Origin of the sequence: Sphingomonas sp. HMP6 (assembly GCF_013374095.1) — a bacterium.
Classification (GTDB): Bacteria; Pseudomonadota; Alphaproteobacteria; order Sphingomonadales; family Sphingomonadaceae; genus Sphingomonas.
The window spans coordinates 63866-76665 of the sequence record NZ_AP022672.1 but is presented as its reverse complement, the minus strand read 5'-3'; the positions used below and the strand labels follow the sequence as shown (position 1 = coordinate 76665).

Here is a 12800-nt window from a genome sequence, read left to right as displayed (position 1 = left end):
TCGTTTCATTCCGCGTTCTTGCGGTCGCCCGCGCCGTGCCACACCAGCGGCATCAGTTCGGACACGTCGATATCGCGCTTCATGTCTGGCGTCACGCCGAGCAGCGATCCCGTCCGCGCGATCACGCGGCTGACGACGGGTGCTGCGGTCCATGCCGCCGTGGTGAGGCCGAACGATTCGGCATTGCCGATCGGCGAGTTGAGCATTGCCACCACGACATAGCGCGGCGAATCCATCGGGAAGGCGGCCGCGAAGGTCGAAACGTTGGCCTTTTTCGAATATCCGCCTGCGCCCGCAACCTCGGCAGTCCCGGTCTTGCCACCGACGCGGTATCCCGGCGCTTCACCTTTCTTGCCAGTGCCCAGCAGCACGATCATCCGCAGCAATTGCCGCATCCGCGCGCTCGTCGCCTCGGACAACACGCGCCGCCCAGCCGGAGCCGCGCCGGGTGCCACCTTCAGCATCGTCGTCGGGCGCCAGATGCCGCCATTGACCAGCGTCGCATAGGCATTGGCCAAGTGCAGCGGCGTCACGGCGATGCCGTGCCCGAACGCGGTCGTCATCAGCGTCGTATTGCCCCAATATTTCGGCCAGATCGGCCCGGCGCGCTCGCGCAGCTCGATCGACGGGCGCTCGCCAAAGCCCATTGCCGTGAACATCGCGGTCAGCTTGTCCTTGCCCATTTCCTCGGCGATCCGCGCGGTTGCGATGTTGGACGAATAGATCAGCGTCTCGGGGATGTTCAACCAGCGCTTCTGTTCGTCGCCGCGATCGTCGTGGATCGTGAAACGCCCGACCTTCAGTGGCACCGTCGCGTCGAAACGCCGCGCCATCGACGTTACCGTGCCGCTCTCGATCGCCGCGGCCATCGTGATCGGCTTGAAGGTCGAACCGAGCTCATACACCGACTGCGTGACGTTGTTGCGCAGCGCATCGATGCTCGTGCCGCTCAACTTGTTGGGGTTGTAGACGGGCAGCGACACCATCGCGATCACTTCGCCGGTGCGCACGTCGAGCACGATGCCGGTTGCATCCTTCGCCTTGAATGACACCATCGCGCGGCCGAGCTCGCTCTCCATCGCCGCCTGCACGCGCGAATCGATCGACAACGCGATCGGCTTGCCGCGCTGCGCCGGATCGGTCAGTCGGGCGTCGAAAGCGCGCTCGATCCCGGCACGCCCCATAATGTGCAGGTCGGTCGCCGTCGGGCCGATATAGCCGAGTGCATGCGCCGCCAGCGTCGATTGCGGATACAGCCGCTCAGGCTCGCGCGCGAAGACGATGCCCGGCTCGCCCAGCGCGTGAATCTGGTTCACCAAAGCAGGCGAAGCGTGCTTCTCCAGATAGGTGAACTTGCCCTTCATGGTCAGCCGGTCGAGATACCAGGCCGAATCATGCGCCGGCATCAACGTCGCCAACTGCCCCGCCAGCGCTTGCCGGTCCCCCAGCAATTCGGGCGGACGCACGCCGATCGTCCAAGCCTCGATCGTGCGGGCCAGTGGCTGACCGTTGCGATCGAGAATGTCGCCGCGCACCACCGGATTGGCGGTCAGCGTCGCGGCACCAGCCGGCGTACCGAGCAGGCCAAGCAACGCGATCCGCCCGATCACCAGCAGGAAACCCGCCATGATCAGCAACATCAGCATCATCAACCGCACATGCGCGACCGCGACCAGCGCGTGGCGCTGATCGTTCGAGCGGCGCCCGGAAATCGGTCGGGCGATCGGGCGGGCGACGAGCGTGCTCACCGACCGCGTCCCGTTTCAGCGCGCGCGCTGCTGCGCAAATCGCCGATCACGCTATCGTCGAGCAAGGCGCGATCGAGCAACGCTACCGCCGCACGCGGACGTGCTTCGACGCGGGGCCGAGCAGCGGGCTGCGTTTGCGGCTCGCTCACCGCCGCCATCGCAGCGCGGGGTGCCGGAGCGGTGTCGCGCGCGGCCGGCGCAGCGGGCTCGGCAACCGGGGCCTGGCTCGTTCCTGCATAAACCGGTGCCGCGGGCACAAACGACGCCATTTGTGGCCCCGACCCAGCCGCCGTCGGCTCGATCGAGGCAAGCGCCGCTTCATCCGCGACGAATTGGTCGGCGGCAGGTGCCACCATCCCGAGCGACTCGGCATTCCATTTGTCGAGCTGCGCCAGGCTCGCACGCGTGTCGAACTCGGTTTCGAGCGCGCGAATGTCGCGCTTCGCGCGCAAGATCTCGCTCGCCGTGCGGTCGAGCTTCTTGCGCTCCGCTGCCACCTGCAACGGCACCAGCAGGAAACCGAGTGCCACTGCGACACCCGCCAGAAACCATCCGAGACTCTTCCACGCCAGACCCAGCATCACATCGCTCCTTCTGTCACAGAGTGTTCCGGCCAAGCGGCGGCACTGGTACGCGTTGCCGTACGAAGCGTGGCTGAACGGGCGCGCGGATTGCGCGCGATTTCGTCTTCGCCGGCACGGATGCCGCGCCCGACCAGTTCGAAGCTCGGCGCGTGTTTCGCCGCCACTTCGGGCAAATGCCGCGATCCCGCCGGCAGCGATCCGCTGCGTTCGCGCAGGAACCGCTTGACCATCCGGTCCTCGAGACTGTGGAACGTCACCACCGCCAGCCGACCGCCGGGGGCAAGAACACGCTCCGCCGCAGCAAGGCCGTCGGCCAGTTCGCCCAGCTCGCGGTTGATATGGATGCGGATCGCCTGGAAGGTCCGCGTTGCCGGGTCCTTCTTGTCATGCGGCTTGTAGCCGAGCGCCTTGCGCACGATCCGTGCGAGCTCGCCGGTGCGCGTGATCGGGCGATTGTACACGATTGCCTGTGCGACGCGGCGCGCGCGCGGCTCCTCGCCATATTCCTTGATGACATAGGCGATCTGCGCTTCATCGGCTTCGTTGACGAATTCGGCGGCGCTCAGGCCCTCCTGGCTCATCCGCATGTCGAGCGGGCCGTCGGACTGGAACGAAAAGCCGCGCTCGGCCTGGTCGAGCTGCATCGAGGACACGCCGATGTCCATCGTCACGCCTTGCACTGGCACGGCGCCTCGCGCAGCAAGCTCGGCATCCATCGCCGAGAAGGTCGCGGGCACCAGAGTCAGCGCACCATCCGAGGCGGCGACGATCGCACTACCCGCAGCAATCGCATCCGGGTCGCGATCGAACGCGAACACACGCGCACCTTTCGCCAGCATCGCCTGCGTGTAGCCGCCTGCGCCAAAGGTCGCATCGACATGGGCCTCACCGGGCGCGATGGCGAGCGCGTCGATCACTTCGGCAAGCAAGACCGGCACATGCGGCGCGTCGTTCACAGGAGTTGCAAGGATCACAGCGCGATCCCCTTCTGCTTGCAATGGAAACGGCAGGCCGCCTGCATCACCGGGTCGACATCGGTCGCCGCGATAAGCGTCGCCGGATCCCAGATCTCGATCCAGTCGAACGTGCCCCAGAAAAAAGCGTACTCGCCGATTCCCGCATAATCGCGCGGGAATGGGGGCATGATGAAGCGGCCCGATCCGTCGAACGGGGCTTGCTCGCCGCTCGCGCCGCGGCGCTTGAAATTGTAATTGGGCTCGCCGTCCTCGCCGGTGTGCAGCGCCTCGCGCGCTTCGACCTTGGCCTTCAGGATCTTGACGAAAGCGGGGTCATAGGCACGCAGGCAGGCCTGCTTGGGATGGACGCCGACGATGATCGTGCCGCCGTCCTTGCCATCGGGGCGTGGCGAATTCGTCGCCAGCGCCTGTCGCAGCGAGGCAGGAATCGCGACCCGGCCCTTGTCATCGACAAGACCGAGGCCATCTCCCTGATATTCGCTGCGTTCGTCCACGCCCACCCCGCATCGGCGGACAAGCCTCTCCCGTCCCGAGAATCGCATCCGTTGCGATTCTCAGCGCACTGTCGCGCAGGCGAGATGAGTCTGCCCCTGTTGGAAGCAGAGTTAACACGCAGTTTACTGGGGATACAAGGGGAAAGCCGGGGAATGTCGGGGAGGTACGGCTAATTCCTTAGATTTGCCGTCCATTTTTGTCGCGACATATCAGCTTGTTCCCGCTGTGTTCGAACAATCGCTCGCGGCTTCGCGCGCCGTTGCGAACGCGGCTTCAAGATCAGGCATGATTTCCCGCAATTGCCCGGTGCGCCGCGACGCCACGCGATCACCGCTGCGGTTGCGCGATGCGCGATTGCGGCTGGGCAGTGTTGCTCGCGATTTCCGCGCTTGGCGCGACGCCAAGCTCGGCCAGCGGCTCCTTGGTGGCGGTGGCCGCAGCCGCCGGATCGGCGCTATTACCCGATACGATCGCGGAGACGACTTCGGGCCGCGCACTGCCGATCGCGGCAACATCGCGGTCGTGCCGCATCGTCGCAAAAATCGCCGCCGCAAGCCCGATCAGCAATACGACCGCAGCAAGGCCGATCATGCCGACCTTAACGCGCTGGGTAGTCTGGCCTGCTTCCCTTTGCGGGTGCTGTGCGATCATTTTCATAGGCTGTGGCATAAATGTAACGCATTACGACAGTCTTGTCGATGCCGCCCTTTAGGCGGAGGCCAGCCACGGCGGCACCGCTAGCCCTTTCGCCTCGAGCCACGCCCGGTTGTACAGCGTCGAGAGGTAGCGAAACCCGGTATCGCACAGGATCGTCGCGACCCGGCTGCCCGGCCCCAGGTGCCGCGCCAGCGCCACCGCGCCCGCGACGTTGATCCCCGACGACAGCCCCAGGCACAGCCCTTCCTCCGCCAGCAACCGCGTCACCCATGCCATGCCTTCGGCATCGGAAATGCGGAATTGCGTATCGATCGGCGCGCCTTCCAGATTGGCGGTGATGCGCCCCTGCCCGATCCCCTCGGCGACCGATGATCCTTCGGACTTCAGTTCGCCATGCGCATAATAATTGTACAGCGCCGCGCCGTGCGGATCGCTGAGCGCGATGCACACCTTTTCGTCCTTCGCTTTCAACCCCATGCCGACTCCGGCAATCGTCCCGCCGGTCCCCGCGGCGCAGGTGAACCCATCGATCCGCCCGTCCATCTGCGCCCAGATTTCCTCGGCCGTGCCGGTGATGTGCGCCTTGCGATTGGCGATATTGTCGAACTGGTTGGCCCACACGGCGTTGGGCGTCTCCTCGGCGATCCGGCGCGAGGTGTGGACGAAATGGCCGGGGTTCGAATAGGGCGCGGCCGGCACCAGCACGAGCTCAGCCCCGAGCGCGCGCAACGTATCCATCTTCTCGCGGCTTTGCGTCTCGGGCATCACGATGATCGTCTTGTAGCCCTTGGCATTGGCGACCAGCGCGAGCCCGATCCCGGTATTGCCCGCCGTCCCCTCGACAAAGGTACCGCCCGGCGCAATCGACCCGCGCGCCTCGGCATCCTCGACAATCCCGAGCGCGGCACGGTCCTTGATCGAAGCGCCGGGATTGGTGAATTCGCATTTGCCGTAAATTTCGGCACCGGCGGCCTCGCTCGGGCCTTTTAGGAAGACGAGCGGGGTATTGCCGATCAGGGCGAGCGTCGTGGGGAGACTGTGCATGCCCCCTAGATAGCGTTCACGCTCGCGCTCGCAATCAATACACGCTTTGGGCACCGCAAGATTTGCCTGTCCGCGCTGCCCGACACATCGCGTGTTGCCGCGGAATCCTTCCCAGGGCGGTCAGTCTACCCCCGCCGCGCGCAGATGCGGCCCCAGCCGCCCGCTGATCCACAGGAAGAACATCCGATAATCGCTCGCCAGCGACCATAACGGATAGGTGAAGGTCGCCGGGCGGTTCTTCTCCACCCCGAAATGCGCGGCCCAGGCAAAGCCGTATCCGGCGATCGGCAGCGCCGCCCACCAATATCCCCCCGCGACGATCGCCACCGCCAGAAACACGAAAGTCAGCGCGGTGCCCGCATAATGGATCGCGCGCGTCTCGGGTTTGGCGTGTTCCCCCAGATAATAGGGCCAGAATACCGCATAGCTGCTGATCTTCGCTGCCATCGTTCCATTCTCCGGGTCGTGCGCGCACCGCGACATCACGAGCCTTTCACGCAGACTGAAAGATGGCAAGCCGCACGGCCCGCCTTCTATGCCGGCGGGGCGATTGGCCAGCTTGGTCAGATCTGATCGTCGCGCGCGCCAAATCTTGTCGATTTCCGCCGGCGGACATGACGAAAACGTTACAATCTTGCTGCAACGCAAAATTCAATACGCTTAGGGTAAGCTACTCCCTTGACGCACGATGCCGCGTGCGCGAAGAAAAATCGCATGAACATCCGTAACCTCCTCCCCGCCGCCGCCGTTGCGCTCCTCGCGCTCTCGGCCTGTGAAAACAAGCCGCAGGAAGTGACCAACGTCGCGCCCGATCCGATGGCCTCGGTCCTCGCCAACAAGGCGCCGATCGAACTCCCACCATCGATCAAGGCCGATGCGAGCCTGCGCTGCAAGGATAACAGCCTGGCCTTCGTCACCTTCTTCGAAGGCGACAAGCAGGCGCTGGTCAAGACCAGCAAGGACGGCACCCCGGTCAAGCTGACTGCGGAAAAGGCCGGCGATCCGCTCACCGCCGAAGGCTATGTCCTCACCGGCACGCCCAAGTCGGTCACGCTGACTCAGCCGGGCAAGTCGGCGCAGGTCTGCAAGGTCGGCTAATTCGCCCGATTGCGCCGCGCATCGGCATCCGCCACATTGGCCGTCCATGAAAGAGGGCCTCGATTGTGTCGACGATCGCGATCTACAGTCTGAAAGGCGGCGTCGGTAAAACGACGCTGGCCGTCAATCTCGCCTGGGTCGCCGCGACCGCATCGTCGCGGCGCACCCTGCTATGGGATCTCGATCCGCAAGCCGCGTCGAGCTTTCTGCTTGGCACCACGCCCGAGACAAAGGCGAAGGGTCAGGCCCGGTCGGTCTTCGCCAAGGATGTCGAGCCGGACAAACTGATCGAAAAGACCGCTACCCCGCGGCTCGATCTGCTGCCCGCCGATGCGTCGCTGCGCGGGCTCGATCTGCTGTTCCACGAACTCGACAAGAAAAAGCGGCTGCAAAAGTTGCTGACCGGCCTGCGCAAGGATTACGACCGCATCCTGCTCGATTGCCCGCCGGGCCTGACCGAGACGAGCGATCAGGTGATGCGCGCCGCCGATCTGATCGTCGTGCCCGTCATCCCCTCGCCTTTGTCGGAACGCGCGCTCGACGAGGTGCTCAGGCATCTCGGAAACAAGGCGCAGGTCATGCCGGTCCATTCGATGGTCGACCGGCGGCGCACGCTCCATGCCGATGCGCTGGCGCGCCACCCGGATTGGCCAGTGATACCGATGGCGAGCTTGATCGAACAGGTCACCGCGCGCCGCGCGCCGGTCGGCACCTTTGCCGCCAAATCGGCCGGCGCGAAGGCGTTCGCGCACTTGTGGCAGGCGATCGAGCGGCGCATTGCCCAATAATCTCGGGCTGATCGCAGCGTGACCCATGCGGAGGAGTCCGCTCCCGATCCCGTCCCGCCGCTCGATCCGAACCTGATGCTCGGGGCGTATTCGGTCGGGGTGTTTCCGATGGCGGACGGGCGTGATGCCGAGGATGTCTATTGGGTCGAACCAAGTGAGCGCGCGATCTTGCCGCTGGACGGTTTTCATCTGTCGCATTCGCTCCGCAAGACGCTTGTCGGTGATCGGTTTACGGTAACCACCGACCGCGCCTTTCCGCAGATCCTGGCGCTGTGTGCGCAATCGGTCGCCAACCGTCCCGATACGTGGATCAACCCCGCGATCGAGCGTGTCACCAACCAATTGCACACATTGGGCTTCGCGCATTCGATCGAGGTTTGGGAGCGCGACCGGCTTGCGGGCGGCCTGTACGGCATCGCACTGGGCCGCGCGTTTTTTGGCGAAAGCATGGTCAGCCGCGCGCGCGATGCGTCGAAGGTTGCGATGGCCTGGCTCGTCGCGCGGCTGCGCGTCGGCGGCTTCACCTTGCTCGATTGCCAGTTCCTGACCGATCACCTCGCCTCTTTGGGCGCGGTCGAGATCAGCCGCGCCGATTATCTCTCGGCATTGTCTTCCGCGATATCGGGCGCAGTCGGCTCGGGCGCTTCTTCGTCCGGCGTGGGCGATTTTTTCGCGCTCGATCGCGGCCTTTCGGGCGCATCCGGGGCACCGCCGCCCGCGATCGAATCGGGGCCACCGACCGGGAAGGTCATCGCGCAGCTTTTGACCCACACGTCATAGATCGGGTGCTGCACGACATTCAGCGCGGGGCGTTCCTTGAACAGCCAGCCCGAAAAAGCCCGCCGCCAGCCCATCGTACCCTGGCCGTCGCGCCCCTGCACATCGACCTGGACGAAGGCGCCGGTATATTGCTCCTGCTCCCACGGCGCGGTCCGTTCGCACGCACGCAGCCGCACGATGACATCGCCGATCCGCATCGCCTTGCCGGGTTTCAGCACGACATCGCGCGCCGCACCGTTCCGCTTGTTGAGCAACCCGAGCGTCGCGACTCGCTCCGCCATCGGCGTCGCACCCGCGCTGGGATCGACGCCGCCGCCGACGTCGACCGTCACGATATTGCTCGCGCTGGTATCGGCATCGAGCGCGGTGACCGGGGTCGGCTTCGCCTCAGGGGCAGCGGGTTTGGTCGGCCCGCATCCGGCGGCGAGCAAAGTCACCGCCAGCACACCGCTCCACCCGCCGACGCGGATCACGCGTCGGGCACCCACGCTTCATAATCGCCCGTTGCCGCCGCACGGACACCGCCCTTTTCGAGCGCACCCTTGGGACGATAGGCCGCAACCGTGCCCGTCAGGTTCGGCTCGGCCGGCAATTGCCACGCGCGGGCGGCAGGCAATGCGCGTTCGGGCACGTCGTCGACCTGATGGTGCAGCCAGCTGAACCATTCGGGGGCGACCCGGCTCGAATCATTGGGTCCGTTGTAAATCACCCAGCGGCGCGGGTTGCCCGCGGTGTCGCTGCCGCCCTGATAATAGACGTTGCCCAGCGCGTCTTCGCCGACCCGCGTCTTGCCGCGCAGGCCGAACGCCGTGCCGATGCTTGCGCCATTCCACCAAGTGAAGGGATTGAGGTTGATGCCCATGGCAACGCGCTTAGCGCGGTGCCGTGCCGCCATCAACCGCGATTCCCGATGTGGCCGCTAGTTCGGGCGCCCCGCCCAGACGACGCGGTCCCCCTCGGCAATGCCGAGTTCGAGTACCCGCCCGCCGCGCAGTTCGAGCACGGCGCTCACCGGCTCTCCGGAAGGCACCGGCGTTTCGGACTGCGGCACCGTATTTTCCGCGATCCGCGCGATCGTCCCGTCGGGACGGATGAACAGGATGTCGAGCGGGCTCGGCGTGTTCTTCATCCAGAAATTCGCCACCCGCGGTGGGCCGCCGTCCGGCGGATAGGGCGCGAACAGCATCCCGCCATTTTCAGGAATGTCGGTGCGGAACATCAGCCCACGCTCCTGCTCCTCCGCCGTTTTCGCCACTTCGACAGTGAAGCGATGCGCGCCGTTCGAACTGGTAATGGTCAACGCGATCGTCGCGCTCGCGGCTTCGGTCGCGGTCGCAGCGTCGGTCCCGCCACGGCACCCTCCGGTGGCCGCCAGCAAGGCGAGCGCCAGAACACCCGCAAACCGCCCGGCATTTCCAACTGTCATGATCGGCCTTCAGACTTCTTCTTCGACGATCACCGCCAGCGGACCCTTGTCGCGCTCGACGATGCGCGCCTGAAACGCCTGGCCGGGTTCGATTTCCTCGATCCCCGCGCGGCGCAGCGTTTCGATGTGCACGAACACATCGCTAGCATCACTCTCGCGCAGCAGAAAGCCATAGCCTTTCAAGCGATTGAACCATTTGACCGTGACCGGCTCGAACGGCCCCGCCTGCTCGATCAGCGCGGCCGAATCGCCGAGCGCGGCGTCACTCCGCGGGCGGATCGGCGGCTCGACCGCGTCGCTCAGGTCGATCAAGAGAATTTCGTTCGCCTGCAGCCCACGGTCGCGCACCGATGCCAGGCATTCGATCCGCGCGCCCTCGGGCAAGCTGCGGCGTCCGTGCGGGCGCAGGACGGAAAAATGCACGAGGATGTCACCGACGGTCGCATCGTCCGCAACCACGAACCCGAAGCCGCGCGTCATGTCGAACCATTTGACCACGCCGGTATAGATCCGCGCCGACGGGTCCGCCGCGCCGGAGACGCAAGCCTCTGCGCCCTCCTGATCTATGCCATCAAGCGCCGAAAACACTTCGTTACGCATCGAGAACTATCCCCCGCGATGAACGCTAGCATGGACGAACTTAGGACGCAAAAAGCGATATGAAACGGCCCGATAGACACGCAAATCGGACGAATTCGGCCCCGCTCATTCGCCCATTTCCAGCGCTTCCCCCGGCCCGAGCGCGGCGATCCGGCGTGCCAGCGTGAAATCATGCCCGCCGCGAATCATCGCGGCGATCTGCTTCTCGCGCTCGGGGCGTTCGGCGCGGACGGAAGCGAACGGCCCGATCCGCCGCCGCCGTGCGAACGCCATCGCGGTTTCCAGCGCGCGATCCTCGACTGCGGGCACGATCGCCTCGCGATCCTCCTCGACCAGCCCGGCCTGCTGCAGCGCGCCCGTCACGCGGCGCTTGCCCAACCCCCGCCGGCCCATTGCCGCCGCGCGCGCCTCACCAAAGGCGCGGTCGTCGATATAGCCGAGCTCCGCGAGCTTCTCGGCCAGCGCGATCGGGTCCGCCGGTGGTCCGTCCCAGCCGCGTTCGCGAATCTTGCGCATCAAATACTCGGACAATCGCCGTCGCGTCGTCGCGAACCGCTCGACATAGCGCAGCGCGAGCCGATCGAGCGCCGCTGCATCCAGCGGCGGAACGGCACGTATCTCTCTTGATTTCGAGCGGTTCTTTGATGACTGGAACATGACGCCATCATTGTGCCACAGTCGAACTCGATTTTGAACGCCCAGTTCCGGCTGGGGGCATAGGCAGGGGTGCATGTCGAAAACATAGGCGTGGCCGTCGTCGAACGGCCACGATCAAGGGCACGAACACTGATGACCATTGATGTATTGGACACGCGGAAGACCTCGGTGGCGACACCGGGGCTGGCTGCGCCGAATGTGATCGGGACGCCGACCGCGGATACGCTGGCACGACGCTTCGCCGATTTCGAGACGCTGGGGGCAGCGCTCGATTATGCGGCAAGCGGATCGCGCGGGCTCAATTTCCACGACGCGCGCGGCACGCTGTCACGCGCCTATCCGTTCGCCGAATTGCGCGAGGATGCGCTGGCCATGGCGCGCCGCCTGATCGCCGCCGGGATCAAGCCAGAGGATCGTATCGCGATCGTCGCCGAGACCAGCCCGGATTTCGCCGCTTTGTTCTTCGGCACCGTCTATGCCGGTGCCTGGCCCGTCCCGCTGCCGCTGCCAACCAGCTTCGGCGGGCGCGATTCGTACATCGAACAGCTCCGCGTCCAGCTTTCGAGCTGTGATCCCACGCTGCTGATCTACCCCCCCGAACTCGCACAAATGGGTGGCGACGCCGCGCGTGCCGCCGGGGTCGAGGGCGTCGACTGGTCCGAACTGGTCACGCGTCCCGCCCTCGAAGTCGCACTGCCGCAGGCAAGCGGCGACGACATCGCCTATCTGCAATATTCCAGCGGATCGACGCGCTTCCCGCACGGCGTCGTCATCACCCACCACGCGTTGCTCAACAATCTCGCGGCGCATTCGCACGGCATGCAGGTGATCGACAGCGACCGCTGCGTTTCCTGGCTGCCCTGGTACCACGACATGGGGCTGGTCGGCTGCTTCCTCTCGCCGGTCGCCAATCAGGTCTCGACCGATTACCTCAAGACCGAGGATTTCGCGCGCCGCCCGCTGGCGTGGCTTGATATGATCAGCCGCAATCCCGGCACCTCGATCAGTTATTCCCCCACCTTCGGCTACGACATTTGCGCGCGCCGCATGTCGAGCCAGACCAAGGCGTCGGAACGCTTCGACCTGTCGCGCTGGCGGCTTGCCGGCAATGGCGCCGACATGATCCGCCCCGACGTCATGCAATCCTTCGTCGATGCGTTCGAGGAAGCCGGCTTCAAGGCCAGCGCCTTCCTGCCGAGCTATGGCCTGGCCGAGGCGACGCTCGCCGTATCGATCATGCCGCCGACCGAGGGCATCCGCGTCGAACTGGTCGAGGAAACGCAGCTCTCCGGCGTCGCCGCTGGCGAAGACCGCCCGCAACGCTACCGCGCGATCGTCAATTGCGGCAAGCCGGTGAAGGACATGAAGGTCCAGATCCGCGAAGAGGATGGCACCCCCCTCCCCGAACGCGCGATCGGTAAACTGTGGTGCTCTGGCCCATCGGTGATGGTCGGCTATTTCCGCGACGATGCGTCGACCGATGCATGCTTGGTGGATGGCTGGCTCGACACCGGCGACATGGGCTATCTCAGCGACGGCTACATTTATATCGTCGGCCGCGCCAAGGACATGATCATCGTCAACGGCCGCAACCATTGGCCGCAGGACATCGAATGGGCGGTCGAGCAGCTCCCCGGCTTCAAGGCCGGTGACATCGCCGCCTTCGCGATCACGACGCCCGGCGGCGAGGAAACCCCCGCCGTGCTGGTCCAGTGCCGCACCTCCGACGAATCCGAACGCGTCCGCCTCCGCGACGAAATCCGCGAGCGCGTCCGCTCGGTCACCGGCATGAACTGCGTGATCGAACTCATCCCCCCGCGCACCCTGCCGCGCACCAGCTCGGGCAAATTGAGCCGGGCGAAGGCGCGGAATTTGTATCTGAACGGGGATATCAAGCCGTACGATCTGGCGGCGTAGGGGGGGGCGCAGGAGGCCATAGGTGCGCG

15 protein-coding genes and 1 pseudogene are annotated in these 12800 nt (G+C 65.4%); 4 read left to right on the top strand and 12 right to left on the bottom strand.

Annotation, left to right across the window (positions count from 1 at the left end; translation table 11 throughout):
* Positions 1–5: 5 nt before the first annotated feature.
* From HMP06_RS00315 to HMP06_RS00285, 7 genes are all read right to left on the bottom strand, one after another.
* Complete coding sequence (locus HMP06_RS00315) at positions 6–1748, bottom strand: peptidoglycan D,D-transpeptidase FtsI family protein (RefSeq protein ID WP_176495278.1); 1743 nt, start codon at positions 1746–1748, stop codon at positions 6–8.
* On the bottom strand, positions 1745–2329 hold the full coding sequence (locus HMP06_RS00310) for a hypothetical protein (protein WP_176495277.1): 585 nt from the start codon (positions 2327–2329) through the stop codon (positions 1745–1747). Before HMP06_RS00310 ends, HMP06_RS00315 begins: the two co-directional genes overlap by 4 nt.
* Positions 2329–3288 carry a 16S rRNA (cytosine(1402)-N(4))-methyltransferase RsmH gene (gene rsmH, locus HMP06_RS00305; RefSeq protein WP_176498303.1) on the bottom strand — a complete coding sequence of 320 codons (960 nt, stop codon included), beginning with the start codon at positions 3286–3288 and terminating at the stop codon, positions 2329–2331. Before rsmH ends, HMP06_RS00310 begins: the two co-directional genes overlap by 1 nt.
* A gap of 14 nt (positions 3289–3302) precedes the next feature.
* On the bottom strand, positions 3303–3803 hold the full coding sequence (locus HMP06_RS00300; RefSeq protein ID WP_176495276.1) for a division/cell wall cluster transcriptional repressor MraZ: 501 nt from the start codon (positions 3801–3803) through the stop codon (positions 3303–3305).
* A gap of 328 nt (positions 3804–4131) precedes the next feature.
* Positions 4132–4461, bottom strand: coding sequence for a hypothetical protein (locus HMP06_RS00295; RefSeq protein WP_176495275.1), 330 nt, complete (start codon positions 4459–4461; stop codon positions 4132–4134).
* A 51-nt stretch (positions 4462–4512) separates the two neighbouring features.
* Positions 4513–5505, bottom strand: coding sequence for a cysteine synthase A (locus HMP06_RS00290; RefSeq protein ID WP_176495274.1), 993 nt, complete (start codon positions 5503–5505; stop codon positions 4513–4515).
* A gap of 120 nt (positions 5506–5625) precedes the next feature.
* Positions 5626–5952 carry a DUF962 domain-containing protein gene (locus tag HMP06_RS00285; RefSeq protein WP_176495273.1) on the bottom strand — a complete coding sequence of 109 codons (327 nt, stop codon included), beginning with the start codon at positions 5950–5952 and terminating at the stop codon, positions 5626–5628.
* 267 nt (positions 5953–6219) lie between these two features.
* Here HMP06_RS00285 and HMP06_RS00280 point away from each other — a divergent pair, with 267 nt between their 5' ends.
* From HMP06_RS00280 to aat, 3 genes are all read left to right on the top strand, one after another.
* A complete protein-coding gene (locus tag HMP06_RS00280; protein WP_176495272.1) occupies positions 6220–6603 on the top strand; it encodes a hypothetical protein in 384 nt (127 codons plus the stop codon).
* 65 nt (positions 6604–6668) lie between these two features.
* Positions 6669–7391: a ParA family protein gene (locus HMP06_RS00275; RefSeq protein ID WP_176495271.1), complete on the top strand. Its 723-nt coding sequence runs from the start codon at positions 6669–6671 to the stop codon at positions 7389–7391.
* 75 nt (positions 7392–7466) lie between these two features.
* The gene (aat, locus tag HMP06_RS17835) at positions 7467–8171 is read left to right on the top strand and encodes a leucyl/phenylalanyl-tRNA--protein transferase (protein ID WP_176498302.1); all 705 of its coding nucleotides are present in this window, start codon (positions 7467–7469) and stop codon (positions 8169–8171) included.
* Positions 8172–8206: 35 nt separating this feature from the next.
* Here aat and HMP06_RS18020 read toward each other — a convergent pair.
* From HMP06_RS18020 to HMP06_RS00245, 5 genes and pseudogenes are all read right to left on the bottom strand, one after another.
* A pseudogene (locus tag HMP06_RS18020) lies at positions 8207–8452 on the bottom strand (DUF2155 domain-containing protein); the annotation flags it as partial.
* A gap of 188 nt (positions 8453–8640) precedes the next feature.
* Positions 8641–9033 carry an NADH:ubiquinone oxidoreductase subunit NDUFA12 gene (locus HMP06_RS00260; RefSeq protein ID WP_176495270.1) on the bottom strand — a complete coding sequence of 131 codons (393 nt, stop codon included), beginning with the start codon at positions 9031–9033 and terminating at the stop codon, positions 8641–8643.
* Positions 9034–9090: 57 nt separating this feature from the next.
* A complete protein-coding gene (locus tag HMP06_RS00255; RefSeq protein WP_176495269.1) occupies positions 9091–9597 on the bottom strand; it encodes a DUF192 domain-containing protein in 507 nt (168 codons plus the stop codon).
* Between the two features lie 9 nt (positions 9598–9606).
* On the bottom strand, positions 9607–10197 hold the full coding sequence (locus HMP06_RS00250; protein WP_176495268.1) for a cold-shock protein: 591 nt from the start codon (positions 10195–10197) through the stop codon (positions 9607–9609).
* Between the two features lie 105 nt (positions 10198–10302).
* Positions 10303–10854 (bottom strand): regulatory protein RecX, encoded by a 552-nt coding sequence (locus HMP06_RS00245; protein WP_176495267.1) that lies wholly within the window; start codon positions 10852–10854, stop codon positions 10303–10305.
* A 132-nt stretch (positions 10855–10986) separates the two neighbouring features.
* Here HMP06_RS00245 and HMP06_RS00240 point away from each other — a divergent pair, with 132 nt between their 5' ends.
* Positions 10987–12771: a fatty acyl-AMP ligase gene (locus HMP06_RS00240; protein ID WP_232089786.1), complete on the top strand. Its 1785-nt coding sequence runs from the start codon at positions 10987–10989 to the stop codon at positions 12769–12771.
* Positions 12772–12800 lie beyond the last annotated feature (29 nt).